At 67.5% G+C, this 25,646-nt stretch carries 26 protein-coding genes and 1 pseudogene; 10 read left to right on the forward strand and 17 right to left on the reverse strand.

Going from position 1 to position 25,646, the window contains the following annotated elements:
* Positions 1-20 precede the first annotated feature (20 nt).
* Positions 21-569 (forward strand): annotated as a pseudogene (locus ABS361_03900) (DUF6537 domain-containing protein).
* A gap of 197 nt (positions 570-766) precedes the next feature.
* Here the strand turns inward: ABS361_03900 and ABS361_03905 are convergent.
* Complete coding sequence (locus tag ABS361_03905; protein XBY45438.1) at positions 767-1,810, reverse strand: P1 family peptidase; 1,044 nt, start codon at positions 1,808-1,810, stop codon at positions 767-769.
* A gap of 3 nt (positions 1,811-1,813) precedes the next feature.
* Positions 1,814-2,428 (reverse strand): Uma2 family endonuclease, encoded by a 615-nt coding sequence (locus ABS361_03910; protein XBY45439.1) that lies wholly within the window; start codon positions 2,426-2,428, stop codon positions 1,814-1,816.
* A 263-nt stretch (positions 2,429-2,691) separates the two neighbouring features.
* Here ABS361_03910 and ABS361_03915 point away from each other — a divergent pair, with 263 nt between their 5' ends.
* Both ABS361_03915 and ABS361_03920 read left to right on the forward strand, forming a co-directional pair.
* The gene (locus ABS361_03915; protein XBY45440.1) at positions 2,692-3,507 is read left to right on the forward strand and encodes a hypothetical protein; all 816 of its coding nucleotides are present in this window, start codon (positions 2,692-2,694) and stop codon (positions 3,505-3,507) included.
* On the forward strand, positions 3,450-4,856 hold the full coding sequence (locus ABS361_03920; protein XBY45441.1) for a hypothetical protein: 1,407 nt from the start codon (positions 3,450-3,452) through the stop codon (positions 4,854-4,856). Before ABS361_03915 ends, ABS361_03920 begins: the two co-directional genes overlap by 58 nt.
* A 243-nt stretch (positions 4,857-5,099) precedes the next feature.
* Here ABS361_03920 and ABS361_03925 read toward each other — a convergent pair whose 3' ends face one another.
* The 6 genes from ABS361_03925 to ABS361_03950 form a co-directional block, all read right to left on the reverse strand.
* Positions 5,100-6,212, reverse strand: coding sequence for a branched-chain amino acid ABC transporter substrate-binding protein (locus ABS361_03925; protein ID XBY45442.1), 1,113 nt, complete (start codon positions 6,210-6,212; stop codon positions 5,100-5,102).
* Positions 6,213-6,495: 283 nt separating this feature from the next.
* Positions 6,496-6,843, reverse strand: coding sequence for a DUF6867 family protein (locus ABS361_03930; GenBank protein XBY45443.1), 348 nt, complete (start codon positions 6,841-6,843; stop codon positions 6,496-6,498).
* A gap of 14 nt (positions 6,844-6,857) precedes the next feature.
* Positions 6,858-7,586 (reverse strand): ABC transporter ATP-binding protein, encoded by a 729-nt coding sequence (locus ABS361_03935; GenBank protein ID XBY45444.1) that lies wholly within the window; start codon positions 7,584-7,586, stop codon positions 6,858-6,860.
* Entirely contained in the window at positions 7,583-8,494 is a 912-nt protein-coding gene (locus ABS361_03940; protein XBY45445.1) for an ABC transporter ATP-binding protein, read from the reverse strand. Before ABS361_03940 ends, ABS361_03935 begins: the two co-directional genes overlap by 4 nt.
* Positions 8,494-9,849, reverse strand: coding sequence for a high-affinity branched-chain amino acid ABC transporter permease LivM (gene livM / locus ABS361_03945; GenBank protein ID XBY45446.1), 1,356 nt, complete (start codon positions 9,847-9,849; stop codon positions 8,494-8,496). The genes ABS361_03940 and livM overlap by 1 nt, the downstream gene beginning before the upstream one ends.
* A 4-nt stretch (positions 9,850-9,853) precedes the next feature.
* Complete coding sequence (locus ABS361_03950) at positions 9,854-10,771, reverse strand: branched-chain amino acid ABC transporter permease LivH (GenBank protein XBY45447.1); 918 nt, start codon at positions 10,769-10,771, stop codon at positions 9,854-9,856.
* A gap of 708 nt (positions 10,772-11,479) precedes the next feature.
* Here ABS361_03950 and ABS361_03955 point away from each other — a divergent pair.
* From ABS361_03955 to ABS361_03965, 3 genes are all read left to right on the forward strand, one after another.
* On the forward strand, positions 11,480-11,995 hold the full coding sequence (locus ABS361_03955) for a flavin reductase family protein (GenBank protein ID XBY45448.1): 516 nt from the start codon (positions 11,480-11,482) through the stop codon (positions 11,993-11,995).
* Between the two features lie 272 nt (positions 11,996-12,267).
* Entirely contained in the window at positions 12,268-13,206 is a 939-nt protein-coding gene (locus tag ABS361_03960) for a MoxR family ATPase (GenBank protein ID XBY45449.1), read from the forward strand.
* Positions 13,203-14,474, forward strand: coding sequence for a VWA domain-containing protein (locus ABS361_03965; protein ID XBY45450.1), 1,272 nt, complete (start codon positions 13,203-13,205; stop codon positions 14,472-14,474). Before ABS361_03960 ends, ABS361_03965 begins: the two co-directional genes overlap by 4 nt.
* A gap of 42 nt (positions 14,475-14,516) precedes the next feature.
* On the opposite strand, the gene ABS361_03970 is transcribed toward ABS361_03965, so the two are convergent.
* Positions 14,517-14,990: a protoglobin domain-containing protein gene (locus ABS361_03970; protein ID XBY45451.1), complete on the reverse strand. Its 474-nt coding sequence runs from the start codon at positions 14,988-14,990 to the stop codon at positions 14,517-14,519.
* 247 nt (positions 14,991-15,237) lie between these two features.
* On the opposite strand from ABS361_03970, the gene ABS361_03975 reads away from it, so the two are divergent.
* Positions 15,238-15,567 (forward strand): cytochrome c, encoded by a 330-nt coding sequence (locus ABS361_03975; protein ID XBY45452.1) that lies wholly within the window; start codon positions 15,238-15,240, stop codon positions 15,565-15,567.
* 95 nt (positions 15,568-15,662) lie between these two features.
* On the opposite strand, the gene ABS361_03980 is transcribed toward ABS361_03975, so the two are convergent.
* The gene (locus ABS361_03980) at positions 15,663-17,321 is read right to left on the reverse strand and encodes a multicopper oxidase domain-containing protein (GenBank protein XBY45453.1); all 1,659 of its coding nucleotides are present in this window, start codon (positions 17,319-17,321) and stop codon (positions 15,663-15,665) included.
* A 185-nt stretch (positions 17,322-17,506) separates the two neighbouring features.
* Positions 17,507-19,309: an adenine deaminase gene (ade, locus tag ABS361_03985; protein XBY45454.1), complete on the reverse strand. Its 1,803-nt coding sequence runs from the start codon at positions 19,307-19,309 to the stop codon at positions 17,507-17,509.
* 212 nt (positions 19,310-19,521) lie between these two features.
* Here ade and ABS361_03990 point away from each other — a divergent pair, with 212 nt between their 5' ends.
* Positions 19,522-19,665, forward strand: a complete 144-nt coding sequence (locus tag ABS361_03990) for a hypothetical protein (GenBank protein ID XBY45455.1) — start codon at positions 19,522-19,524, stop codon at positions 19,663-19,665.
* Positions 19,666-20,007: 342 nt separating this feature from the next.
* Here the strand turns inward: ABS361_03990 and ABS361_03995 are convergent, their stop codons facing one another.
* From ABS361_03995 to ABS361_04010, 4 genes are all read right to left on the reverse strand, one after another.
* Positions 20,008-20,562: a hypothetical protein gene (locus ABS361_03995; GenBank protein XBY45456.1), complete on the reverse strand. Its 555-nt coding sequence runs from the start codon at positions 20,560-20,562 to the stop codon at positions 20,008-20,010.
* Between the two features lie 240 nt (positions 20,563-20,802).
* Positions 20,803-22,437: a chaperonin GroEL gene (groL, locus tag ABS361_04000; GenBank protein ID XBY45457.1), complete on the reverse strand. Its 1,635-nt coding sequence runs from the start codon at positions 22,435-22,437 to the stop codon at positions 20,803-20,805.
* A 38-nt stretch (positions 22,438-22,475) separates the two neighbouring features.
* Entirely contained in the window at positions 22,476-22,790 is a 315-nt protein-coding gene (gene groES / locus ABS361_04005) for a co-chaperone GroES (protein XBY45458.1), read from the reverse strand.
* A 235-nt stretch (positions 22,791-23,025) separates the two neighbouring features.
* Complete coding sequence (locus ABS361_04010; protein ID XBY45459.1) at positions 23,026-23,628, reverse strand: class I SAM-dependent methyltransferase; 603 nt, start codon at positions 23,626-23,628, stop codon at positions 23,026-23,028.
* Between the two features lie 155 nt (positions 23,629-23,783).
* Here ABS361_04010 and ABS361_04015 point away from each other — a divergent pair, with 155 nt between their 5' ends.
* Positions 23,784-24,065: an usg protein gene (locus tag ABS361_04015; GenBank protein XBY45460.1), complete on the forward strand. Its 282-nt coding sequence runs from the start codon at positions 23,784-23,786 to the stop codon at positions 24,063-24,065.
* Positions 24,066-24,192: 127 nt separating this feature from the next.
* The gene (locus ABS361_04020) at positions 24,193-25,104 is read left to right on the forward strand and encodes an NAD(P)-dependent oxidoreductase (GenBank protein ID XBY45461.1); all 912 of its coding nucleotides are present in this window, start codon (positions 24,193-24,195) and stop codon (positions 25,102-25,104) included.
* Positions 25,105-25,140: 36 nt separating this feature from the next.
* Here the strand turns inward: ABS361_04020 and ABS361_04025 are convergent, their stop codons facing one another.
* Positions 25,141-25,446: a DUF1203 domain-containing protein gene (locus ABS361_04025; GenBank protein XBY45462.1), complete on the reverse strand. Its 306-nt coding sequence runs from the start codon at positions 25,444-25,446 to the stop codon at positions 25,141-25,143.
* Entirely contained in the window at positions 25,443-25,643 is a 201-nt protein-coding gene (locus ABS361_04030) for a hypothetical protein (protein ID XBY45463.1), read from the reverse strand. Before ABS361_04030 ends, ABS361_04025 begins: the two co-directional genes overlap by 4 nt.
* Positions 25,644-25,646: the final 3 nt, after the last annotated feature.

A 25,646-nucleotide genomic window follows, 5' to 3' on the forward strand; every position in this document is an offset into this window, starting at 1 on the left:
CGCGGCCGGCGCCAGCGCCGATGGCGCTCGCGGCGCGGATCGGCTTCCTCGCCGGCGAGCTCGAAGCCTATCAGGACGCGGCTTACGCCCGCCGCTTCCGCGATCTTGTGGCCAAGGTCGGCGCGGCCGAGGCCGCCGCCATGGGGACGGGCGTCGAGACGCTGACGCGGGCGGTGGCGGAAAGCCTCTACAAGGTCATGGCGATCAAGGACGAATACGAGGTGGCGCGGCTCTATGCCGACCCGGCCTTCCGCGCCAAGCTCGAAGCCGAGTTCGACGGCGTCGACAAGCTGCGCGTGATGCTCGCCCCGCCGCTGTTCGCCCGTATCGACCCGGCGACCGGCCGGCCGCGCAAGCGGGCGTTCGGGCCCTGGGTCTTCACCGCCTTCAAGGGGCTCGCGGCGGCGAAGCGACTGCGCGGCACGATGCTCGATCCGTTCGGCTATACGGCCGAGCGCAAGGCCGAGCGCGCCTGGCGCGAGGCCTATGTCGCCGAGATCGAGCGCATCGTCGCGGCGCTGACGCCGGCGAGCCATGGCCTGCTCGCCGAGATCGCGGCGGTGCCGATGCAGGCCAAGGGCTATGGCCCGGTCAAGCACGCCAACATGGAAAGGCGAAGGCGCGCCGCGCGGCGCTTTGGGCGCGGCTCGCGCCGGTCGATGCCGGCGAACGGCTCGGCGTCGCGGCGGAATGAGCGGCCGCGCACCGAGCCGCCCCTCGGTCGGGTGACGTCCGGCCGGAGATCCGGAGAGCGGCGGGCGCGGGTTCAGGGCAGCTCGTGCCCGAACCGTTCTTGCCATGTCGGCAGCTGGTCGCCGGCGGCCGGGGTCGCGGCAGCGACGCCGCGCGCGATGGCACGGGCGAGCACGTTGCCGGCCTCGATGGTCAGCGCGACGAAGTCGGGAAGCGGATCGGCGAGCGCGATCTTGCCGGTCGCGAGCGTGAAGATCAGATCGCCGTCGAAGGGCGTATGCGCCGGATAGATCGCGCGGGCGAAACCGTCGTGCGCCTGCACCGCCAGACGCTTGGCCTGCGCCTTGGTGATCGCCGCGTCGGTCGCAACGATGGCGATCGTGGTGTTGCCGCCGAGGGCAGGGGCATCCGCGGCATCGCTGCGTGCGACGCCTTTCAGGCGGGGCACGGCGGCATCCGCGGGTAGAGGCGAGGGCAGGCCGAGGCCGCCGAATTCCGCACCGATCTCGAAGGGAGCCGCCCAGAAGTGCGCACCGTCGCCGACATTGGTCGAGCCGACGGCATTGACCACCACGAGCGCCGCGACCGTCGCACCGCTGGCGAGCACGGTCGAGGCGGTGCCGAGGCCGCCCTTCAGGATCGCGGTGGTGGCGCCTACGCCGGCGCCGGTCGTGCCACAGGCGAAGGGCGCGCGGCTCGCCGCAGTGGCCGCCGCATAGCCGAGATCGCGGTAGGGCGGGAAGCGGCCCCACGCCTTGTCGCCGCCGTTCAGCAGATCGAACACGATCGCGCCCGGCACGATCGGCACCGTCACAGGGCCGATCGCGAAGCCGCGCCCCTGCTCGCGCAAGGCCGCCTGCACGCCGGCGACGGCATCGAGACCGAAGGCCGAGCCGCCCGAGAGCACGAGCGCGTCGATGCGGTCGACGGTCTCTTCCGGCGCCAGCAATTCCGTGTCGCGCGTGCCGGGCGCGCCGCCCATCACCTGCACGGAGGCGGTCGCCGGCTCGTCCGCAATTACGACCGTGACGCCGGACTTCAGGCGTGCGTCTTCGGCATGGCCGACGGTGAGGCCGGCGACATCGAGGATGGAATTGGTCGGTCCGGGACGGGGCATGGTTCAGGCGGAGGCTGCGGCTGCTGGCGAAAGATCGACGTCTTCGTAGACGAGCGCGAGCGGCAGGTCCGCCTCGAGCGCGGGCAGGGGCAGCGCGGCCTCGATGCCGACGAAGGGCGTCATGATCCAGGCGGGGTCGTCGTCCTCGGACCCGGGCGAGCGGGTCCAGGATTCGACGCGCGCCTCGTTCTGATGCACGAGCAGGATCTGCGTCAGGCTCGGGATCGAGGCATAGCGTTCGAACTTGTAGCCGCGGTCCTTCACGATGGTCGACGGCGACAGCACTTCGACGACGATCACCGGATCGGTGATCACCCGGCCCTCGATCGGGGGGCCGCAGCGCACGAAGACATCGGGCACGCCAAGGAAGTGGTCGTCAGATCCAGTGCCGATGAAGACATCGCCGGGATAGGTGCGGCAACCGCGCGGACGAGAGCGCTCACGGAGCGCGGTATACAGGTTTCCGACCAGTGACTGATGCCGCAACGTGTTGCCGGTCATGGCGACGGCGCGGCCGTCGATGAGCTCGAACCGGTCCTCCTTGGCCTCCGAGACGAGGTCGAGAAAGTCGGTGATCGTCAGATCCGGTTCGACCAGTTTGCGCAGCGGCCGGTTCATTGACCATCCTCCAACCAATGCGACCAGGATACCACGAGATCCCGCGAAGCGGGGCATCGCGGCGAGAGCGGTATCCGATCCCGCGGGATCGCATGCCGCTCTCCTGATCCCGATTGATGCATGCGGTCCATGCCGTGGTTCCCGAGCCTTCCGAGTGACAGTGCACGTCGAGGCAAAAAGTATGATCTAACCTGACTGATCGGTCATTTTGGGGGGCTGGAAACGAAATGAGCAGAAGCCAAACGTGCGGAGCCCTTTTCCTGATGCTGACTGCTTCGGCGGCGGTCGCGCAGGAAGAGCCATGGGGCGGCAACGTTCCCGGCTGGAAGTTCACGCAGACCGGGGAAGCCGCCAACGTGGTGAACTGCCGTGCGGTGCAGGGGGCGAATCTGATCTCGCGCCGCACGAACGGTCGCTCGTATGTTTCCGTCCCCGTGCCCGCCGGTCTGCCGCAGGGATGGTACAGGGAAGGTAAGGCTTCGATCATCATCGGAGGCAACGCCGAACCGATCGACGCCGAGGTGACCGGGCGGCTGCTGTTTCACATCGACGACAGCCACTATGCGGCTCTTGCGCGGGCGCGCGCCTACCAGTGGCGCGTCTCCGGACCGCGCGGCATCCTGTCGGGCTCGGTGTCGTTTTCGGGGGACGTCGCCAAGGTCCTGGCCGAGGTTCGCAAATGCGCCAGCGCCAACACTGTCGCCAGGCCCGAGCCGGCGACCAAGCCCAGCTCCGCTGGCAAGTGGTCGGGGGAATGGCGTTGGATCCGTCCCCTCGTGTTCAATTTCGGCGGTGGCCAGCCGCCTCCTGCTCCGGGACCGCAGGACGTGACTGTACGCCAGCGCACGACGGCTTCGTTCGAATTGCAGCCGAACAACCAAGTGAAGGTCTGTATCTCGACCAATCCGTGCAACGTGTATTCCTTCGCTTACTCGAACGGCGCGTACAACGTCGAAGTGTCAGGGGGTGCGATGTCGGTCGTGACCAACGATCAGGGCCGCAGCCTGAACGGTGAGTTCTGGTGGAAGAAGGAAAACCGCGCACGGACGACCCCGGACGCGACCTTCACTTTGCGGTAACGGCCGCGCTGCCGAAAGCCGCGCCGGTGTTCCACGAATTCGCTTCCGGACGCGGCTATCCGAAGCCCGCACGATCGAAAGCTGCTCCCATGTTTCAAGCTCGCATTCTGGCCATGGCCGCGACGGCCGCGGTGGCCGCCGCCGCCCAAGTCGCACCCGCCCGGGCGCAATCGAATGACGCCAACTTCTGCCGGCAGTACGCCGCGACCGCCGCGACGGCATCCGAAGACGCCATCAAGATGAACCCGTCCTGCCTCAACCCGGGTTCGGGTGTTCATGGCGACCGGAAGTCGCATTTCGACTGGTGCATGCGTACGTCGCAGCAAGGCGTGGAGGGCGCCTCGGTCAACATCCGCCGGCTCGCGAGCCGCTGCACCAACTGGCTGGTGACACCGGAGGAATACGGCGGCTATGCCATCATCGGCGCCGGCCAGTTCGAGGAGCCCTACGGCAAGACGCGCGGATGGGAGGTCAGCGCCGCCTACTCCGGGCGCGTGTTCATGTACTGCGTCGCCTCCAACAACGCCGGCGACCGCACGGTCAAGATCGGCGTCGATCAGGCGATGCCGGGCGACGGCCGGCAGTGGCAACTCGCGGTTCAGCTGCCGTCCAAGAAGGATTGGCAGGGGCGGCTGGAGATCGACGGCAGGGAGCCGGCCAACGGCGCGGGCGCCGACGTGAATGGCACCGCTGTCTGGGACTGGACGATCGCCTGGCTGAACATGGGGCAACTCGACGCCCTGCGGCAGGGCAGGACCGCCGTCCTGGGCGTCGGCAAGGGCGACTTCGATTTCAGCCTCGACGGAATGGCCGCCGCCATCTCCAAGGTCGAGGAGTGTCGCGCGCGCAAGGGCGCTGCATCGCCGGGGGGCGCGCTCGCCAGCGCCGCGCCATCGCCCGTACCCGCCGCGCCGGTTGCCTCGGACACGCCCGGCGCGACCGCCGGACCCGAGCCCGCAGACCTCGTCGACAGCATCTACCGCAGCGCGATGGAGGGCCGTGATGTTTTCGACAAGCGCACCCGCGCGCAATATCTATCGCGCCAGCTCCTTCGCCTGATCGTCGAGGACGAGCAGAACAGCGCCCGCAACAGCGAGCCGGGCAAACTGGATTATTCGCTGCTCAGCGGCGGACAGGATCAGCTCAAGATCGGTGATTTGCAGGTCACCGAGGTTTCGCGCCAGCAGGATCGCGTCATTGTTCGCGTGCAATTCCGCAACATCGCCTTCACGGGTCCGGCACCGGTCGAGACCGTCACCTACCATTTGCAGTCGGGCGATCGGGGCTGGCGCATTACCAACATCATTTATAACGGCCAGCATAATCTGCTGGCGTCACTGACGAGGTAAGGCGCGTCCGGCCCGTTCATCGACGGCCAGACGCAGGCCGGGACGTGCTCGAAAGCCGGCGTCGGGCCGATGCCCGGTCTCCGCCAAGGTCTTGATGTACCCCGGTCCTTTCACGGGGGCGCGCGCCCCGAGCGATGCCGGCGTCGCATTTCCCGAGGCTCAAAACAAAACCGCCGCGGAGATCGCTCTCCGCGGCGGCTTCGTAACGGATCGATCAGGCGATCGATCGCCTCGTCAAGACGATCAGTCCTGGACGTAGGTGATCTTGTCGCCGACCTTCTTCCACGTGTACATCACGTAGTCGACGTCCTTGCGGTCGCCCTTCTTGTCGTAGCTGAGGTCGCCGAGGACGGTCTTGAAGACCTTACCCGAGTGGATGACCTCGGCCATCTTCTTGGTGTCGAGCGACTTCGCCTCTTCCGCGGCCTGCTTCATGATCTGAACGGCGGCGTAGGAGTAGAGGGTGTAGGCCTGCGGCTCGAACTTCTTGGCGCGGAACTTCTCGACCACGTCCTTGGCGGCCGGGTTGGTGCGCGGATCCGGGCCGAAGGACATCAGCGTGCCGATGACGCCGTCGCCGCCGATGGTAGCGAACTCGTCGTCGGTGATGCCGTCGCCCGAGAGCATGACGGTCTTCAGGCCCTGGTCGCGCATCTGACGGACGATCAGGCCGCCTTCGGTGTGCAGGCCGCCCCACATGAGGACGTCGGCGCCGGAGGCCTTGATCTTGGAAACGAGCGCCGAGTAGTCCTTCTCGCCGGTGTTCACACCTTCGTAGAGGACTTCCTTGATGCCTTCCTTGTTCATGAAGCCCTTGGCGGCGTCGGCGAGGCCCTGGCCGTAGGTGGTCTTGTCATGAACGACGGCGATCTTCTTGCCCTTGAAGTTCTTGACCGCGTAGTCCGACCACAGCTTGCCCTGCTGGTCGTCGCGACCGCAGGTACGGAACACGTTCCAGAGACCCTTTTCGGTGATCTTCGGATTGGTGGCCGACGGGGTGATCATCAAGAGGCCGTTCTCGGCGTAGACGTCCGAGGCCGGGTTGGTGACGCCCGAGTTGAAGTGGCCGACGACGAGCTTGACGCCGTCACCGACGAACTTGTTGGCGACCGACACGCCCTGCTTCGGATCGGAGACGTCGTCGCCGATCGAGAGGACGATCTTCTGGCCGAGGATGCCGCCGGCGGCGTTGATGTCCTCGACCGCCTGCTCGGTGCCGTTCTTCAGCTGCGCGCCGAAGGCGGCGTTCGGGCCGGTGATCGGGCCGGCGACGCCGAGCTTGATGTCGGCGTGCGCCTGACCGGCGAAAGCGAGGCCGGCGGCGAGAACGACGCCCGAAACCCAAGACTTCTTCATCGAAGTACACTCCTCTCCACGAGTACCGACGGATGCGGCCGTCGAAAGCTGCGGCCGCTGTCCGCAATTCCTTCGAACCATCGGCGCGCGCTCCCCGGCTTTCGCCGAAGGGGCGTCCGACCTCCGCGACGGGCGAGAAAGCTCCGTCGCGGCGTGTGACAACCCCGGCGCGCCGAACCTCCCGGTTCGACAGACGAGGGATGTCACTCCATTTCCTCCCTTTCGGGAAGCCCAAAAATCAGGAAGCCGTCGACTATGGATAAGGCGACGGCTCCCGATGAAGTCACTGACGTGCGGTCCAGCCGAACGGGCCGGCCGCGGCGTAGAGCCAGCGGTATTTGGATACCATCTGGCGCGTGCGCATGTGGCGGTAGCCGAGCGCGCCGATCGCCTGGACGACGACGAGGTCGACCAGGAAATAGTGCGCCGAGAAGAGCGTTCCGCCGAACAGCGCGAAGTGGATGAAGCGCACCGCGGCGGTCAGCAGGACCAGATAGACCGCGAGCACGGGGTAGGGGCGCCAGGTCGAGGCGCAGGCCTTGCCGGTCATCCAGGCCGCCCAGCCGCCCATCAGGCAGGTCACGAGCAGGAACAACCAGATCGACGATTCTTCGTAGATGATGCCTTGCATGATCAACGATCCTCTCAGTGATGGCCGCCTTCGAGGTAGGCCGCGCGGACCTCCTCGCGGGAGAGGAGTTCCTGGCCGGTGCCACTCATGGTGATGACACCGTTGACCATCACGTAGCCGCGGTGGGCGAGCTTCAGCGCGTGGAACGCGTTCTGCTCGACCAGGAACACGGTCAGGCCTTCGGTCCGGTTCAGTTCCTTGATGGCGTCGAAGATCTGCTTGACGATCAGCGGCGCGAGGCCGAGCGACGGCTCGTCGAGCAGCAGCAGCTTCGGCCGGCTCATCAGCGCGCGGGCGATGGCGAGCATCTGCTGCTCGCCGCCCGAGAGCGTGCCGCCGCGCTGGTTCACGCGCTCCTTGAGACGCGGGAACAGCGTGAACATGCGTTCCAGATCTTCCTCGAAGAAGGCGAAGTCGTTGATCGCCGCCCCCATCTGGAGGTTCTCGAACACGGTCATGCGCGGGAAGATGCGGCGGCCTTCCGGCGACTGCGCGATGCGCAGCCGGGCGATGTGATGCGTCGGCAGCTTGGTGATGTCGCGGCCGGCGTAGGTGATCGTGCCCTCGCGGGCGCGCGGGCTGCCGAAGATGGTCATCATCAGCGTCGACTTGCCGGCGCCGTTGGCGCCGATCAGCGTGACGATCTCGCCTTCGTGGACGTCGATGTCGACGCCCTTCAGCGCGATGATGTTGCCGTAGTAGGTTTTTACGCCACGGACGGAGAGGAGCGGGGTCGTCGTCACAGCGACACCTCCGCCTCGGCTTCGGCCACCTCGTCGTCGGAGACGCCGAGGTAGGCCGCGATCACCTTCTGGTCGTTCTTCACGTGGTCAGGCGTCCCGTCCGAGATCTTCGTACCGTAGTCGAGCACGACGACATGGTCGGAGATCTCCATGACCACCGACATGTCGTGTTCGATCAAGAGCACCGAGGTGCCGTGATCCTTGCGGATGGCGCGGAGCAGCTTGTTGAGCTCGGCGCTCTCGCGCGGGTTCAGGCCCGCGGCCGGCTCGTCGAGACAGAGCAGCACCGGCTCGGTGCACATGGCGCGGGCGATCTCCAGCCGGCGCTGGTCGCCGTAGGGGAGGTCGCCGGCGGGGTCGTCGGCGCGCTCGGTCAGGCCGATCTTGTCGAGCCAGTACTTGGCCCGATCGATCGCCACCTTCTCCGACGAGCGGAAGCCCGGCAGGCCGAGGATGCCGAACACGGTCAGGCCCGAGGCGATCATCAGCGGATTGTGCTGGGCGACGAGCAGGTTCTCCAGAACCGTCATGCCCGAGAACAGGCGGATGTTCTGGAACGTGCGCGCGACCTTGGCCTTGGCCGAGACCAGAAAGTCCGGCATGCGCTCGAGCAGGTAGAGCCCGTCGCCGCCGCGGGTGAGCTGCCGGTCGGCCTTGGCGGTCAGCCGGTCGAGGTCGTCCCAGATCGCGAGATCGCCGTGGCGCAGCGCGATCCGGCCTTCGGTCGGCTTGTAGAAGCCGGTGATGCAGTTGAACACCGTGGTCTTGCCGGCGCCGTTCGGGCCGATCAGCGCGGTGATGTCGCCTTCGCCGACGGTGAACGACAGGTCGTTGACCGCGACCAGGCCGCCGAAGCGCATGGTCAGGTGCTCGACCTTGAGGAGCGGGTTGGTTTCCCAGCGGGTCATCAGCCGTGACCCTCCTTGACGTGATCGCCGGACACGGCCTTGCGTTCCTTCAGGAAGGCGGTGGGTTCGCGGGTCGAGATCAGACCGCGCGGCTTCCACAGCATGATACCGACCATCGCCGCGCCGAAGAGCAGCGTGCGGTACTGCGTCGGGTCGAAATCGGCGCCGAACACGAGCTTCAGGAAGTCCATCTCGCGCATCAGCTCGAAGCCGCCGACCATCACGATCGCCGCGATGACGACGCCGTAGAGCGAACCCATGCCGCCGAGCACGACGATCGCGAGGATCTGCGCGGACTCGATGAAGGTGAAGCTCTCCGGCGAAATGAAGCCCTGACGGGCGCCGAAGAAGCAGCCGGCGAAGCCGCCGAACATGGCGCCGAGCGCAAAGGCGGTGAGCTTGGTGTTGGTCGTGTTGATGCCGAGCGAGCGGCAGGCGATCTCGTCCTCGCGCAGCGCTTCCCAGGCGCGGCCGATCGGCAGGCGCCGGAGCCGCGTCGTGACGAAGGCGGTGACGAGCGCCAGCACCAGGATCACGTAATAGAGGAAGATCGTGCGGTGGATCGGCGTGAACTCGAGGCCGAAGGTCGCCGCGAAGCCGTTGTCGGCCGCGGTGAACGGGATGCCGAACAGGGTCGGGCGCGGAATGCCCGAGATGCCGGCATAGCCGCCCGAGAAGTCGACCCAGTTGATCAGCACGAGGCGGATGATCTCGCCGAAGGCGAGCGTCACGATGGCGAGATAGTCGCCACGCAGACGCAGCACGGGGAAGCCGAGGATCATGCCCCACATGGCCGCCAGAATGCCCGAGACCGGCAGCAGCACCCAGAACGACAGACCGAAGGTCTGCGACAGGAGCGCGTAGGAATAGGCGCCGACCGCATAGAAGGCGACATAGCCGAGGTCGAGCAGACCGGCGAGGCCGACCACGATATTGAGGCCCCAGCCGAGCATCACGTAGATCAGGATCTGGATGCCGAAATTGTCGATCCACTTGATCGAGCCGCCGGGCCCGTTGATCGCCAGCATGGCCATCGGGTAGGCGAAGACCAAGCCGAGCAGCAGCGGGCCGACCCAGCCGTACTTGGCGGTCGAGGCCGCGGCCGCCTTGGTCTTCTTCGGCCGCGACCAGACGAAGATCGTCATGAGCAGGCGGCCGGCCATCAGCAGGCCGACAAAGGCCGCGAGCAGGGGCCAGCGCGTCTCGAGGACGAGCTGGTTCTGCATGTTCTGCACGGTCTTGAGGCCGATGAAGGGGCCGAGGATCGCCAGCGCGACGAGGCCGGTGATCAGCGTATCCTTGATGACGGCGCGGACGTCGAGTTCGACGGCGCCGGCGTTCGTGTTCGAAGCCATGTCGTCAGACCTTCTCGACTTCGGGTTTGCCGAGGATGCCCTGCGGCATGAAGATCAGCACGATGACCAGGATGGAGAAGGTCGCCACGTCCTTGTAGTCGATCGTGAAATAGGCCGACCACAGCGTCTCGATCAGGCCGATCAGCAACCCGCCGAGCACGGCGCCGGGCAGCGAGCCGATGCCGCCGAGCACGGCGGCGGTGAAGGCCTTCACACCCGGCGTGAAGCCGTCCGAGAAGCTCACGACGCCGTAGTAGACCATGTACATGGTGCCGGCGACGGCGGCGAGCGCGGCGCCCATCACGAAGGTCAGCGAGATGGTGCGGTCGACGTCGATGCCGAGCAGCGAGGCCATCTTGCGGTCCTGCTCACAGGCGCGCTGCGCCCGGCCGAGCGAGGTCTTCTGGACCAGATACCAGAAGGCGGCCAGCAGGATCGCGTTCACGACGATGATCAGGATCTGCTTGTAGGAGATCGTGACCGGGTAGCTCGCCGACTGGATGACCGTGATCACGTCGTTCATGATCGGCGGCAGCGGCTTGTTGCGCGGGCCCTGCGTCACCTGCACGAAGTTCGACAGGAAGATCGACATGCCGATCGCCGAGATCAGCGGGGCGAGGCGGAAGGAGCCGCGCAGCGGCCGATAGGCGACCCGCTCGATCGCCCAGTTCCAGACCGAGGTCAGGACCATCGCCGTGATCAGGCAGATCAGGAGGCTGAAGACGACCGAGCCGAGGCCCAGCACGGTCGAGATCACCAGGAAGGTGATCATCGCGATGAAGGCCGACACCATGAACACGTCGCCGTGGGCGAAGTTCACCATGCCGATGATGCCGAACACCATCGTGTAGCCGATGGCGATGAGCCCGTAGATCGAGCCGAGCGTGATGCCGTTGATGAGCTGCTGGACGAATACTTCCACTCTGAGACGAGCTCCCACACCGAAACGCGGATTTCGGCCCCATCGGACCGCCACCCGCGTCACTCCGTCCCGTGACGGGGGCTAGATGCCCCATTTCGGTCACGTTCTTAACCCGCGCTTTCGAGCGAGACAATTCCCACCGTCAAATGCTCGTCACAAAAAACAAATCGTTCTGTCGCCCCCGAAAAGGCGGAAAAATTTGTTTGATTGCCGCAATGCGAATTCGACCGTGCGGCGTCCGCGAGCCATGCACGCGTCGCCGTGGATTTCACTATTTTTCCGTCCATAGACGGTGGAAAACGCTATGCGGCGAGGGCTGCAACGCCTCTCGAATTTGCATTTCACATATGCGCTGCGCGAAATGGTTATCGCGTCGCGCACCACCGGAGGGGGATGACTTTGCCGCGCGCGAAACCAGGTTTTCCCCAGGATCACGGCTCGTTGATGCCCGCAAATGCGTCAGGCACGGCAGTGCCTGCATCCTGAGCTGCGGCCGGCGGGCTCCGTCCGGTCTCCGGGGCGGCGGGGCCCACCGATCCGGGACCCGGACCGCGGCGGCGCAAGCGTGGCCGCGGAGCGCCGGCGCGAAACGGCACGCCGCTCATGGTCTCTTCAGACCCTGTGCCTATATTGAGGCGACGACATTCAAGCGGCGATCGCGCGTGCCGGCTTCTGCGGGCCCGGCGAACCATCGCCGGTGGAGCGGGCATGAAGACGACGGCACTGGTCCGGGACGAACCGACGGCTCCCGATCCGATCCTGTTTCGCGAGGCGATGAGCCGCGTGGCGGCGGCCGTCCATATCGTCACCACCGACGGCCCGGCCGGGCGCGGCGGCACGACCATGACCGCCGTCGCCTCGGTGACCGACCAGCCGCCGACCCTGCTCGTCTGTCTCGCGCGCCAGAGCCGGCTCAACGCCGTGCTGAAGGCCAACGGCGTCTTCGCGGTCAACACGCTCGGCGCCGGCGCCGAGCGGCTCGCCGACGTCTTCGCCGGCCGCATCGACATCGACTACCAGGACCGGTTCGGACAGGCGGACTGGACGACCGGCGCGACGGGGGCGCCGCTGCTCGGCGGTGCAAGGGTCGCCTTCGACTGCGTCGTCGCCGCGATCCACGAAGTCGGCACCCATACGATCGTGTTCGGCGAGATCCGCGCCGTATCGCTCGGCGATGCGAGCGGCGCGCTGCTCTATGCCGACCGCGCCTATCGCACACTCTGATCATCACGGCCGGTCGCCCGTCTCCCGGACCTCGCTTGTCCGTCGTCATGCTCTCGCGCCGGGCATGCCGCAGGCGAAGCCCTCTGGTCCGCCGAAGCCCTCTGGTCTCAACCGGGGCGGGGCGCGTATGGTGCGGGTGCGGCGCTCGCCGTGAGTTCTGGTCCCGCGCCGGTCCGGCGACAGGCGCGGCGTCCGTTTCCCCCAGCGTGTGATCCGGTCGTGGCGGCTCCGTCCCGATCGCACCGCGCGCGCTTCGAGAGACCGATCCGCCGATGCCCTCCGATCCGACCTCGACGTCCGTCCGTTCCATCCCGGCCTCGATCGACGCCACGCTCGCGCTGCTCTCCGCTGACGGCTACGTCGCCGACCGTGCGCTCGCGACCGTGCTCTATCTGGCGCTCAAGATGCGTCGGCCGCTGTTCCTCGAAGGCGAGGCCGGCGTCGGCAAGACCGAGATCGCCAAGGTCCTGTCGCGCATGTTCGGGCGCAAGCTGATCCGGCTGCAGTGCTACGAGGGCCTCGACGTCTCGACCGCGGTCTACGAGTGGAACTACCCGGCGCAGATGGTCGAGATCCGCATGGCCGAGGCCTCCGGCGCGGTCGATCGTGGCGAGCTGTCCTCGGACGTGTTCTCCGAGCGGTTCCTGATCAAGCGGCCGGTCCTGCAGGCGCTCGAGCCCGACATTGCCGGCGCGCCGATCTTCCTGATCGACGAACTGGACCGTGCCGACGAGGCGTTTGAAGCCTTCCTGCTCGAGGTGCTCGCCGACAGCCAGGTGACGATCCCGGAGATCGGCACGGTCAAGGCGCCCGAGCCGCCGATCGTGATCATCACCACCAACCGCACGCGCGAGATCCACGACGCGCTGAAGCGGCGCTGCCTCTATCACTGGGTCGACTATCCCGACACCGAGCGCGAGATGGCGATCGTGCGCAACAAGGTGCCGGAGGCGCCGGAGCGGCTGACCGCCGAGGTCGTCGGCTTCGTGCAGCGGCTGCGCAAGATGGAGCTGTTCAAGGCGCCGGGCGTGGCCGAGACGCTCGACTGGGCGACGGCGCTGACCGAGCTAGACCAGCTCGCGCTCGATCCGGACGTCGTTTCCGATACGCTCGGCGTGCTGCTCAAGTATCAGGACGACATCGCGCGGATCCAGGGCTCGGAGGCGCGGCGGATCGTCGACGAGATCCGGCAGGAGGCGCGGCGCGCATGAGCGGGGCGGCGCGCGGCGACGGGACGGGGCACATCGCTGCTGCTGGTCCTACCGGGGTGGCTCCGGCCGAGGCGAGCGGCGGCAAGCTCGCCGAGAACATCGTCTATTTCGCCCGCGTGCTGCGCGCGGCCGGACTGCCGGTCGGGCCGGCATCGGTGGTCGATGCGATCCGCGCGGTCGAGGCCGCCGGCATCGGCGTGCGCGAGGACTTCTATTGGACGCTGCATGCGGTGTTCGTGACCAAGCGCGAGCACCGGCTGATCTTCGACGAGGCGTTCCGCGTGTTCTGGCGCAACCGCGGCCTGGTCGAGAAGATGCTGGCGATCATGTCGCCGGTCGCGCTGCCCTCGGCGCCGCAGAAGCCGAAGCCGGGGCAGGCGCGCGTCGGCAAGGCGCTCGGTGGCCAGGATCAGCCGACCAAGGAGGCCGAGCGGCCGGAGATCGAGGTCGACGCCCGCTTCACGGTGTCCGAGCGCGAGTTGTTGCAGGCCAAGGACTTCGCGCTGATGAGCGCGGAGGAGATCGCGCGCGCCAAGCAGGCGATCCGCGATCTGGTGCTGCCGGTCGACACCTTCCTGACCCGCCGGATGGGCGCGGCGAACCGCGGGCGCGTGATCGATCCGCGCCGGACGATCCGCGCCTCGCTCAGGACCGGCGGTTCGATGATCGCGCTCAAGTACCGCGAACGGCGCGAGGAGCGGCCGCCCGTGGTCGCGCTGCTCGACATCTCCGGTTCGATGAGCCAGTACAGCCGCATCTTCCTGCATTTCCTGCATGCGCTCGCCGAGAAGCGGAAGGTCACCACCTTCCTGTTCGGCACGCGGCTCACCAACGTGACGCGGCAGCTCCGCACCAAGGATCCGGACGAGGCGCTGGCGGCCTGTTCCGCGAGCGTGATGGACTGGTCGGGCGGCACGCGCATCGCCACGGCGCTCGCCGGCTTCAACCGGCTGTGGTCGCGGCGCGTGCTGTCGGGCGGGCCGATCGTGCTCCTGATCACCGACGGGCTGGAGCGCGACACCGACGAGGATCTCGCGCGCGAGATGGACCGGCTGCACCGGTCCTGCCGTCGGCTGGTCTGGCTGAACCCGTTGCTCAGGTTCGACGGCTTCGAGGCCCGCGCCCGTGGCGTGCGGCTGATGCTGCCGCATGTCGACGAGTTCCGCTCGGTGCACAATCTCGAATCGATCGCGGATCTCTGCCGGGCGCTGGCCGGAGACGGCGGCGGGGTGAGGGTCGATCCGCGGCGGTTCCTCGCCGTCGCCTGAGAGTACACGGTCGGCGCTGCAGCCGACCGGCCGTCGCGTGTGTCAGTCGATCATCTGGGCGGCGAAGGTCCGGCTCGCCAAGGCCAGTTCGACGGTCAGCAGCAGGTTGGCGACCGTCGCCAGCCGGCGCATCTCGGGGCGGGGGCGGCCGACCTCGGTATCGAGCAACTCGGCGAGGCGGGTGCTGATCCAGCCGTGGGCGACGACCTGCGCCTCGGTCGTGCGCCCGGCGTCGCGGTGACGGATCGCCAGCGTGATCGCGCGGTCCTCCAGCGCCTGATCCATCCGGCCGCCGAACAGGTTGCGCCAGAACTCGATCTGCAGCGTGTCGAGATGCCGATCGTCGAAGCCGCGCCAGAAGGCGCGATCCGGCGCGGTGGCGATATGGCGCTGGAAGTCGCTGGCGACCCGGCTCAGCTTGGCAACCAGGAGATCGGCATAACGTGCGGCCAGATCGAGATCCTGCTCGAAGAGACCGAGCCCATCGATCAATGTCTCGATATGTCGCGCAAACATGTTCTCACCCGAGCCCTCAATCTTGTCTGATCATAAGACAATTCGGGCTGGTTTTCTCTGGAATTCCAAAACGGAAAACACGTATATCATGAAATAAGACTAGGTGTATACGCGTATCTTTGGTGTTGTTCCGCCGCATGCGTGAAGGCTAGCCGTCGCCATCCTTCACCCGCATTGATCGCCATCATTCCCATCGTGCCGTGAACGCTGTTCCATGGCGATGAGTTCGATGGAGGGAGGGCGATCCATGAAACTGTTCAATGCCGGCGCGATCGCGGTTGTGATCGGCTTCCTGACGGTGATGCCGGCCTCGAGCGAGGAGGAGGGGGGCGCGGCGCGGGGACGCGAGATCGCCGAGGCGGCGTGTGCGCCCTGTCATGCGATCGGCCGTTCGGGCACCAGCCCCAATCCGAAGGCGACGCCGTTTCGCGAGATCGGCCGGAACTACCCGGTCGACAATCTCGAGGAGACGCTCGCGGAAGGGGTCGTCACCGGCCATCCGGAGATGCCGAAGGTCAAGATGACCCCGAAGGACATCGGCGCCTTCATCGCCTATCTGCGGACCATCCAGCAGTGACGGCGTCCGCCTCGGCGGGGCGCCATGATCGCCCCCCTTCGCGTCGATGACCGGTCGGTCGAGAGCCTCGCGGACGGCGGCGGGCGAGCCGTCTGTCAGGAGACCGTGAACGTCCCCATCATGCCGGCGTCCTCGTGTTCGAGCACGTGGCAATGGTAGACGAACGGTGCCGAACGGTCGGCGCGATGCGGGAAGGTGATCAGCAATTCGGCCGAGTTCTCAACCAGCACGGTGTCCTTGAGACCCGAGTTCCACGTCTTCGGCGGCCCGCCATCCTCGCCGAGGACGCGGAACTGCACGCCGTGGACGTGGAACGGGTGTGCCATCTCGGCCGAGACGATCTCCCAGATCTCGGTCGTGCCGAGCCCGACTTCCTCGTCGATCCGGCCCATCGCAAAAGCCTTGCCGTTGATGCCGAGGGCCGGACGTGGGGCGCCGTCGGACGCGCCGCTCGTGGTGCGGGATGTGGGCTGGGCCGTGGTCTGGCCATGGCCCGCATGGCCCATCGCCGCATGATCCATGGTCGTGTGATCCATCGCGGCATGATCGCCGGCCGCGTAGGGCATGGCGGTCGCGGCGAGCGACTTCAGTTCGAAGCGGCGGCGCCGCACGGCGGTCTTCGGATCGGCCGGCGGTAGCACGACCAGGCGGTCGGGGCGCTTGGTCCCCGGCCTGTTGTCGGAGAACGGATCGAAGCCGCAGACCCGGAACGGCTTGTCGATCACATCGGGCAGGCTCATCGCCGTCGCACCCATGCGGTGCTCGTGCACATCCGGGGTCGACATCAGGTTGGTCGAGCCGAGACTGAAGTCGATCAGGATCTCGGCGCGCTCGCCGGGCGCCAGCACCAGCATGGTGATCTCGACCGGACCCGGCAAATAGCCGCCGTCGGTCGCGATCAGGTCGAAGCCGCGCTCGTCCTCGCAATAGAGCCGATAGGTCCGCGCGCTGGAGGCATTGAGGAGGCGGAAGCGCACCGGGCGCTGCGGCACCCGCGCGACCGCCTCGCGCACGCCGTTGACCAGCACCGTGCGGCCACGGAAGCCGTGCTCGATCGCGTCGGCGTCGGGTGCGTAGACCGGCGCGCCGGCGGCGTCGAAGTCCTTGTCCTGGATCAGGAGCGGGATGTCGTCGACACCCCAGGTCGACGGCAGGCCGAGGCCGATCTCGTCCGGGTCCTCGACGATCAGGAAGCCGGCGAGGCCGTCGTGCACGTCGCGGCCGACGCTGCCGTGGACATGGGCGTGGTACCAGAGCGTCGCGCTCGACTGATCGGCGGTGATCTTGTAGGTGGCGGAAGCGCCGGGGGCGAGCGGCGGCTGCATCGCGCCGTCCAGCTTGGCATCGACACTGAGGCCGTGCCAATGGACGTTGGTCGGCCGGTCGAGCTTGTTCTCGATCCGGATGGTCGCCGACTGGCCACGGACCAGCCGCAGCGCCGGGCCGAGGTGGCGGCCGTTGTAGCCGGCGACGCGCGCGGGCTTGTCCTTGATGAAGGCATGGTCAGCGAAGCCGGCGGCGATCGTCGTCTCGCCGTCTGCGGCGACCGTGATGAGCTCCGGGATCGGCAGCGCGGTGCCGTTCGGCGGTGGCGGCGTCTGCGGCGCGCTGGCGGCGGCCGCGCGCGAGGCCTTGCCGCGGCTGGCCTTCCGGCCGCCGCTGCGCCGCCGCTTCGAGCGCGCCTCGGCGCTCTCCACGAGCGCGAACAGGGCGGCGGCAGAGCCGAGAAGGAGACTGCGGCGGCTGAGCGTCATGGTGTCCCGGTCGCGGTTTCGAAAGCATCGGTCCGGGTGGCCGCCCATGCGGGGGCGCGCCCGATCCGCAGCCTTCCTGACATATCATTCCGGCCGCATTGCGGATGTCGGTGGTGCGAATGCCGATCTCGCAAACGTCGGTGTCGCGACTGTCCGGGCATCCGAACACGGCCGGCGGCACCGGCTCAGACGAACAGCTCGACCTTCTCGAAGCGGGTGACATCGACGAGGCCGAGGTCGGAGATCCGCAGTTCCGGGATCACCACCAGCGCCAGCAGCGAGTGCTGCATGTAGGCGTTGTTGAGCGTGCAGCCGCAGGCGCGCATCGCCGCGACCAGCCGGTCCGCCTTGGCCGCGACGACCTCGGCCCGCTCGTCCGACATGAGACCGGCGATCGGCAGCTCGACCAGCGCCAGCACCTCGCCGCCGGAGACGACGATGACGCCGCCGCCGACCGCGCCGAGCGTGTTGGCGGCAAAGGCCATGTCGGCCTCGTCGGTGCCGACGACGATCATGTGATGGCTGTCGTGGGCGACGGTCGAGGCGACCGCGCAGGGCTTGTCGTAGCCGAAGCCGGAGACGAAGCCGTTCACCACGGTGCCGAGGCCGCGATGGCGCTCGACCAGCGCGATCTTGGCGACGTCCTGGCGCGCATCGGCGCGGACGAGACCGTCGGCGACGGCGAGCCGCGCCGTCAGGGCGCGCGTCGGCGCCTGGTTCTCGATCACGCCGATGACGCGGGCTTCGACCTCGTTGGCGCCGGCGTGGGCGGGGATGTCGAAGTCCGTCGGCTCGAGCTTGCGGCCGAGCTTGACGGTGCCCTTGGCCATGGCCGGATAGGCGTAGGGTTCGATGGTCGCGGCGAGCGCGCCGTCGCGGGCGACGACGGTGCCGCGCGCGATCACGGTCTCGATCGGCAGCGTCACCAGGTCCGAGGTCAGGATCAGGTCGGCGCGCCGGCCGGGCGCGATCGAGCCCAATTCGCGCTCGAGACCGAAATGGGTCGCGGTGTTGATCGTCGCCATCTGGATCGCGGTCACGGGTTTGAGCCCCTGCGCGATCGCGTGGCGGACGACGCGGTTCATGTGGCCGTCGCCGACCAGCGTGCCGGAATGGCTGTCGTCGGTGCACAGGATGAAGTTGCGCGGGTCGAGACCCATCTCGGTCACGGCCTTCACCTGCGTCGCGACGTCGTACCAAGCCGAGCCGAGGCGCAGCATCGCGCGCATGCCGAGGCGAACGCGCGTGACCGCGTCGATCACGCGCGTGCCTTCGTGGTCGTCGGCCGGGCCGCCGGCGACATAGCCGAGGAACGAGCGGCCGAGATCGGGCGAGGCATAGTGGCCGCCGACGGTCTTCGCCGCGCGCATCGTAGAGGCGATCTCGCCGAGCATCTTCTCGTCGGCCGCCGCCACGCCGGGAAAGTTCATCATCTCGCCGAGGCCGATGATGCCGGGCCAGGTCATGGCCTCGGCAACCTCGGCCGGGCCGATCGAGGCGCCGGCGTTCTCCAGCCCCGGCGCGGAGGGCACGCAGCTCGGCATCTGGACATAGATGTTGATCGGCAGCGTCAGCGCCTCGTCGTGCATGAGCCGGACGCCGGGAAGACCGAGCACGTTGGCGATCTCGTGCGGATCGATGAACATCGAGGTGGTGCCGTGCGGGATCACCGCGCGGGCGAACTCGGTCACCGTCACCATGCCGGATTCGACATGCATGTGACCGTCGCAGAGGCCCGGAACCATGTAGCGGCCCTCGGCCTCGACGACTTCCGTGTCCGGCCCGATGCAGTAGGACAGATCCTCGGCGACCGCCGCGAAACGGCCGGCCGCGATCGCGACATCGTGGCGACCCAGCACCTCGCCGGAGTGGACGTTCACCCAGCGCGCGCCGCGCACCACCATGTCCGCCGGCGACCGGCCGGTCGCGACATCGACGAGGCGGGTGGCGGATTCGGCCCAGGATTTCGGTCCGGCGGGAAGGGTCATGCGAGTCGCCTCCGGGTTCATTTCGGCCCGAGGATAGACCAGGGGTGCTGCGGCGCAACGGCGATCCGTTCGTGCCGAGGCGATCGGGCAGGCGGCCGAGCCGTGCCGGTGAATGCCGGCTGAACGCGGCGCTCAGGCTCGCCTCAGCCGCACCCGGCTAGAACGGCATCGTCGCCGGGTATACCTCGGCCGCGAACCGGGGAGCCAAACCCATGTACCGCACCATCGCCGCCCTGTTCGGCATCGGCATCAGCGTCGCCGCCAGCGCGCTGGTGCTGACTGTCTCCGCCTTCGACGCCAAGGCCTCGGCCGACGCCTACCAGCGTGCGACGACGATCATTCTCGCCTCGGAGTGACGGGCGTTCGCATTCTGTTGCGGCATATGACCATTTCGACATGTGCTGTAGAAAAGTCTTTCAACCAATTGAAATGGTCGTCATTTTCGGTGCGGGCCTCGGAAGGTTAAGGCGATCTTAACCTTGGTCGGCCACCTTCGTTTTCAGATCGGGTCGCCTTGGCGCGAACCCCTCGTTTTTCGATCAAGAGTCATCGTCATGAGCCGGATGTTCATCGTCATCCTCGGCGTTTGCGCCGCCATTGCCTCGTTCGGTCAGCCGCGCGCCGACGGCGTGTCGCGGTCGTCGGTCGAGATCACCTCGTCGATCCCGCACTGATCGGGCCTCGCCTGCGGCGCGGCGTCAGCGGATCGGGCAGGCCCAGATCGCCTTGACGCGGGTTGCGTAGCGCGCGTTCGGATAGCCGTCGAAGAAGCCGGCGACGAGGGCGGTCGACTGCTCGCCGGGCAGCACGGTCGCCGGCGCGGTCATCTCGGTGTCGGCGAGCGACATGGTCTGGGTGACGATCTCGACCTCGCGCACGATCTTGTCCGGCAGCGGGTTCTTCAAATCCCAGGTGAAGGCGTTCGACTGCACGACATAGCTCGGGCTCGCGCCGCGGATCGCCCGGAACTCCTCGATCGAGACCGGTTCGGGCTTGCAGGCGGCGAGCGCCTTCGTCAGCCCGCGCCGCTCGGCCTCGGCCTTCACCTCCGCCTCGCAGCGGTCGCGGCAGCCTTTCATCTCGAACCGGATCTGGTCGTCAGTCGCCTCGCTCGAGGTGACGCGGCTTGCAAGGCATTGCCGGAAGCAGGTCTCGGCCGAGGCGGGGGCGGGCGTCAGGGCTGGGGTCAGCACGGTGAGGAGGGCGAGCGCGCGGGGCGCGCTGATCCAGGTCTTTTGGCGGTCGAGCGGCATGGGCGTTCCTCCTTTTTGGGAGGAGATACGCGCCCTGATGCGGATCGGTTGAGTGGCTGACATAAAAGAAGCGCGGGCCGGAGCCCGCGCTTCAATTCGTCCCTGCGCTTTAGAGCGTGGGCGGTGATTCAGGACTTTCGATCCTGCGGATCAGAAGTCCATCCCGCCACCGAAGTCGGCATTTGCCGACTTCGGCGCTTTAGAGCGTGGGCGGTGATTCAGGACTTCTGATCCTGCGGATCAGAAGTCCATCCCGCCCATGCCCCCGCCCGGCATGGCCGGGGCGGCGTCCTTCTTGGGCTTCTCGGCGATCATGGCTTCGGTGGTGATCAGGAGACCCGAGACCGAGGCGGCGTCCTGCAGCGCGGTGCGGACGACCTTGGCCGGGTCGATCACGCCGAACTGGTACATGTCGCCGTATTCGCCCGACTGGGCGTTCCAGCCGAAGGCGTCGGCGCCGTTCTCGAGGATCTTGCCGACCACGATCGAGCCGTCGGCGCCGGCATTCGAGGCGATCTGACGCGCCGGGGCCTGGATGGCGCGGCGGACGATGTCGACACCGGTCTTCTGGTCGGAGTTGGCGACCTGGATGCCGTCGAGCACCTTGAGCGAGCGCAGCAGCGCCACGCCGCCGCCCGGCAGCACGCCTTCCTCCACCGCGGCGCGGGTCGCGTGCATGGCGTCGTCGACGCGGTCCTTCTTCTCCTTCACTTCAACCTCGGTCGCGCCGCCGACGCGGATCACCGCGACGCCGCCCGCGAGCTTGGCGAGACGCTCCTGCAGCTTCTCGCGGTCGTAGTCGGAGGTGGTCTCCTCGATCTGGGCGCGGATCTGGGCCACGCGCGCGTCGATCTCCTTCTTGGAGCCGGCGCCGTCGACGATCGTGGTGTTCTCCTTCTCGATCATCACGCGCTTGGCGCGGCCGAGCATGTCGATCGTGACGTTCTCGAGCTTGATGCCGAGGTCTTCCGAGATCACCTGGCCGTTGGTCAGGATCGCGATATCCTCGAGCATGGCCTTGCGACGGTCACCGAAGCCCGGCGCCTTGACGGCCGCGATCTTGAGGCCGCCGCGCAGCTTGTTGACGACCAGGGTCGCCAGCGCTTCGCCCTCGACGTCCTCGGCAATGATCAGCAGCGGCTTGCCGGACTGCACGACCGCCTCGAGCACCGGCAGCAGCGACTGCAGGCCGGAAAGCTTCTTCTCGTGGATCAGGATGTAGGGATCCTCGAGCTCGGCGCGCATCTTGTCGGCATTGGTGACGAAGTAGGGCGAGATGTAGCCGCGGTCGAACTGCATGCCCTCGACGACGTCGAGTTCGGTCGTCAGGCTCTTGGCCTCCTCGACCGTGATGACACCCTCGTTGCCGACCTTCTGCATCGCCTCGGCGAGGAAGCGGCCGATCTCGGTGTCGCCGTTGGCCGAAATGGTGCCGACCTGGGCGATCTCCTCGTTGGAGGTGACCTTCTTGGCGCGACCCTTGAGGTCGGTGACGATGGCGTCGACCGCGAGGTCGATGCCGCGCTTCAGGTCCATCGGGTTCATGCCGGCGGCGACCGCCTTGGCGCCCTCCTTGACGATCGCCTGGGCGAGCACGGTCGCGGTCGTGGTGCCGTCGCCGGCGAGGTCGTTGGTCTTCGAGGCCACTTCGCGCACCATCTGGGCGCCCATGTTCTCGAACTTGTCCTCGAGCTCGATCTCCTTGGCGACGGTGACGCCGTCCTTGGTGATGCGCGGGGCGCCGAACGACTTCTCGATCACGACGTTGCGGCCCTTCGGGCCGAGCGTGACCTTCACCGCGTTGGCGAGGATGTCGACGCCGCGCAGCATGCGGTCGCGCGCGTCGAGCGAGAATTTCACGTCCTTGGCAGCCATCTGACTAGCTCCTTCAATTCAGATCGTCGGGTGCGGGTTCAGGCGGCCTTCTTGGCCGAGGCGGTCGCCTCGATGACGCCCATGATGTCGCTCTCCTTCATGATCAGGAGATCCTGGCCGTCGATCTTGACCTCGGTGCCGGACCACTTGCCGAACAGAACCCGGTCGCCGACCTTGACGTCGAGGGGGACGAGCTTGCCGCTGTCGTCGCGGGCGCCGGAGCCGACGGCCACGATCTCACCCTCCTGCGGCTTCTCCTTCGCCGTATCCGGGATGATGATGCCGCCGGCGGTCTTCTGCTCGGCCTCGATGCGCTTGACGACGACGCGGTCGTGGAGCGGACGGAATGCCATGTGATGTCTCCTCCGAATGGAAAAGCTTCGGGATGAACGCTTCCCTTGATCGGGAGCGCGGCGCCGGTCCCGTTCGATCGACCCGGGAGCGGCGAACCACGCGAGCCGGAGTTAGGCGTGCGCGAAAACGGCTTCAAGGGGGAGATCGGAAAATTTTGGCACTCTCTTGTGGAGAGTGCCAGGCGCCTTGCGCAGCGGTGCCCGAGGAGCGCTCGGCGGCGGCGGCCCGATCGGGTCAGCGAGCGCGCGCCAGCCAGACCGTGTGGCCGGCGCAGTCCGGATCCTCGGCGACATGCATCACGACATCGAAGCCGTGGCGGTCTAGAAGGGCGCGGTACTCGCTCGGATCGAGACTGGCATGAAACAGCCGTTCGCCGTCGAGCGCGCCGATCGCTTCGCCTTCAGCGGGCCCGCTGGTGAACATGAGCGCAGCTCCGGGCGCGGCATGGCGCTGGAAGACGTCGAACATCCGCCGCTGGTCGTCGCCGCGCAGGTGAAAGAAGCTGTTCCAGGCGAGAATGCCGTTGAATCGCTCGATGAGGCGAAGGTCGCGCATGTCGGCGAAGATCCAGCGATGACCGGGAAAGCGTTCGCGGGCGCGATCGAGAAGGGCGGGCGAGGTATCGATCCCGGTCACAGCGAAGCCGCGCTCGATGAAATAGCGCGCGATCGGATCGGCGCCGCCGCAGCCGAGATCCAGGACGGCGCCCCCGTCCGGCAACAGCGCCCGGAAGCGGTCGAGCCAGACCCTTTCGAACAGGCTGCGGCCGCGACCGGCGTCCCAGGCGGCGCCGTGGTCGCGGTAGATCTCGATGATCCGATCGGCCAGGTCGTTCATGAAAAACCGCTCGCGGAAGGTCGCTCGACGGAGGTAGCAGCACTCTCAGAGGATTGCTGCTAAATCATTGAATTTACACAGAATTAATCAAAGCCGGCTTGAATTTTCGCGTGGCCCATTCACACTCTTCTTCGAGCACTGTCAAGGAGGGGCTCATGCGCGAAAGACAGGTTGATTCCGCATTCCAGCGTCAGCTCGAAGGCTACGGCCTCACCACCGCCCATATCCTCTACCGCCTGCCGGACCATCCCGCGATCCTGCAATCCTACCTCTGGCAAGAGTACGATCTGGCACCGAAATTCCCCGAACTGGAGCGCTTCCTCGATTTCTGGGAGCGCGAGCTCGCCGGGCCGATCCATTCGGTCGAAGTGGCTCACAAGAAACTTGTCGGCCCGAACGAATGGAAGTCGGTCGCCGGCGTCTATCGCCTGCATTGATGCACGAAGGGCAACGCCGACCGGCATGGCGGCCGTGCGCCGCTGCCGGACGGCGGGTGCTTTGACACCGGACGCCGCCCCGCTACAGTCCCGGCCGATAAGAGAAATCGCCGGGAGGAGGGCGGGCATGTCATTGAAGGTGGCGTTCATCGGGACGGGGCTCATGGGCGGGCCGATGGCGCGCAACATCGCGCGCGCCGGCATCCCGATCACGGTGTGGAATCGCAGCCGCGCCAAGGCCGAGGCGATCGCCGCCGACGGCGCGGTCGTCGCCGATACGATCGCCGAGGCGGTCGCGGACGCCGATGTCGTGATCACCATGCTCGCCGACGGGGCGACCGTGACGGAGGTCTATTTCGCGGGCGGGGCGGCCGAGGCGGCGCGGCCGGGCACGATCTTCGTCGACATGTCGTCGATCCCACCCTCGGTCGCGCGCGACCACGCCGCAAAGCTCGGCGACCTCGGCATCAGCCACATCGATGCGCCGGTCTCCGGCGGCACGGTCGGCGCGACGGAGGCCTCGCTCGCGATCATGGCCGGCGGCGAGGCGGCGGCGATCGCTCGCGTGCGGCCGGTGTTCGAAGCCATGGGACGCGTGGTGCGCGTCGGGCCGCATGGCGCCGGGCAGCTGTCGAAGCTCGCCAATCAGGCGATCGTCGCCGTGACGATCGGCGCGGTCGCCGAAGGGCTCATGCTGGCGGCGGCCGGCGGGGCGGATCCGGCCGCTGTGCGCGACGCGATCCGCGGCGGCTATGCCGAGAGCCGGATCCTGGAGATCCACGGCGGCCGCATGGTCCAGCGCAATTTCGTGCCGGGCGGGCCGTCGAAGTTCCAGCTCAAGGATCTGAACACGATCCTCGACGCGGCGGCCGAATCCGGCATCGACCTGCCGCTGACCCGCAACGTGCGCGACCGGTTCGCCCGCCTCGTCGGCGAGCTCGGCGGTGCGGACTACGATCATTCCGCGCTGCTCCTCGAACTCGAGGCGCTCAACGCGCCGCACCGGGTCGGCGGCGCGCCGGACAAGCTGCCGGGGTGAACAGGTGCACGGCCGCCATCCGGGTGGCGGCCGCACTCACGCCCGGACCACGCGCGCCGCATAGCAGCCGTGGCGGGCGAAATGGGCGTGGAGATAGGCGATTCGCCGATCGGCGAAGGCGGTCGTGATCCAGTCGGCCAGCGCTTCGCCGGGCAGGACCTCGGCCGTCACCATCATCGCATCGGCATCATAGGCGCGGACCGACAGGAGCCGGCGCCGGAGTTGGCCGGGAACCTCGCCGGGCCGTGGCATGGCCTGCCGGTCGAGCGCGGCGCGGCGGACGAAGACCGGTCCCGAGGCTGCATAGGGCGATGCGACGGCGTGATGGGCGAAGGTCGTCAAACGAGCTCCTCGCCCGGCTCGGCGTCTTCCAGGCTGACACGGCAGGGGAAGGCGTGCGGCGCGTCGGCGGTCCGGCGCACCGCTCCACGCGCGGCGAGCGCGGCATCATCCAGCGCGAACAGCGGCCGGAACGGGGCGGGCGCGAGGGCTTCGATGCGGAAGGTCTCGATTTGAGAGGCGATGGTGCTGAAGGTCATGGG

It is taken from the genome of Ancalomicrobiaceae bacterium S20, from assembly GCA_040269895.1.
GTDB lineage: Bacteria > Pseudomonadota > Alphaproteobacteria > Rhizobiales > Ancalomicrobiaceae > Methyloraptor > Methyloraptor flagellatus.

Bases quoted from the DNA above. Each gene is read 5' to 3' on its own strand.
- ABS361_03905 (XBY45438.1), bottom strand. From the start codon at position 1,810: ATGCCCCGTCCCGGACCGACCAATTCCATCCTCGATGTCGCCGGCCTC.
- ABS361_03910 (XBY45439.1), bottom strand. From the start codon at position 2,428: ATGAACCGGCCGCTGCGCAAACTGGTCGAACCGGATCTGACGATCACC.
- ABS361_03915 (XBY45440.1), top strand. From the start codon at position 2,692: ATGCTGACTGCTTCGGCGGCGGTCGCGCAGGAAGAGCCATGGGGCGGC.
- ABS361_03925 (XBY45442.1), bottom strand. From the start codon at position 6,212: ATGAAGAAGTCTTGGGTTTCGGGCGTCGTTCTCGCCGCCGGCCTCGCT.
- ABS361_03930 (XBY45443.1), bottom strand. From the start codon at position 6,843: ATGCAAGGCATCATCTACGAAGAATCGTCGATCTGGTTGTTCCTGCTC.
- ABS361_03940 (XBY45445.1), bottom strand. From the start codon at position 8,494: ATGACCCGCTGGGAAACCAACCCGCTCCTCAAGGTCGAGCACCTGACC.
- livM (XBY45446.1), bottom strand. From the start codon at position 9,849: ATGGCTTCGAACACGAACGCCGGCGCCGTCGAACTCGACGTCCGCGCC.
- ABS361_03955 (XBY45448.1), top strand. From the start codon at position 11,480: ATGAAGACGACGGCACTGGTCCGGGACGAACCGACGGCTCCCGATCCG.
- ABS361_03960 (XBY45449.1), top strand. From the start codon at position 12,268: ATGCCCTCCGATCCGACCTCGACGTCCGTCCGTTCCATCCCGGCCTCG.
- ABS361_03965 (XBY45450.1), top strand. From the start codon at position 13,203: ATGAGCGGGGCGGCGCGCGGCGACGGGACGGGGCACATCGCTGCTGCT.
- ABS361_03970 (XBY45451.1), bottom strand. From the start codon at position 14,990: ATGTTTGCGCGACATATCGAGACATTGATCGATGGGCTCGGTCTCTTC.
- ABS361_03975 (XBY45452.1), top strand. From the start codon at position 15,238: ATGAAACTGTTCAATGCCGGCGCGATCGCGGTTGTGATCGGCTTCCTG.
- ABS361_03980 (XBY45453.1), bottom strand. From the start codon at position 17,321: ATGACGCTCAGCCGCCGCAGTCTCCTTCTCGGCTCTGCCGCCGCCCTG.
- ade (XBY45454.1), bottom strand. From the start codon at position 19,309: ATGACCCTTCCCGCCGGACCGAAATCCTGGGCCGAATCCGCCACCCGC.
- ABS361_03990 (XBY45455.1), top strand. From the start codon at position 19,522: ATGTACCGCACCATCGCCGCCCTGTTCGGCATCGGCATCAGCGTCGCC.
- ABS361_03995 (XBY45456.1), bottom strand. From the start codon at position 20,562: ATGCCGCTCGACCGCCAAAAGACCTGGATCAGCGCGCCCCGCGCGCTC.
- groL (XBY45457.1), bottom strand. From the start codon at position 22,437: ATGGCTGCCAAGGACGTGAAATTCTCGCTCGACGCGCGCGACCGCATG.
- groES (XBY45458.1), bottom strand. From the start codon at position 22,790: ATGGCATTCCGTCCGCTCCACGACCGCGTCGTCGTCAAGCGCATCGAG.
- ABS361_04010 (XBY45459.1), bottom strand. From the start codon at position 23,628: ATGAACGACCTGGCCGATCGGATCATCGAGATCTACCGCGACCACGGC.
- ABS361_04015 (XBY45460.1), top strand. From the start codon at position 23,784: ATGCGCGAAAGACAGGTTGATTCCGCATTCCAGCGTCAGCTCGAAGGC.
- ABS361_04020 (XBY45461.1), top strand. From the start codon at position 24,193: ATGTCATTGAAGGTGGCGTTCATCGGGACGGGGCTCATGGGCGGGCCG.
- ABS361_04030 (XBY45463.1), bottom strand. From the start codon at position 25,643: ATGACCTTCAGCACCATCGCCTCTCAAATCGAGACCTTCCGCATCGAA.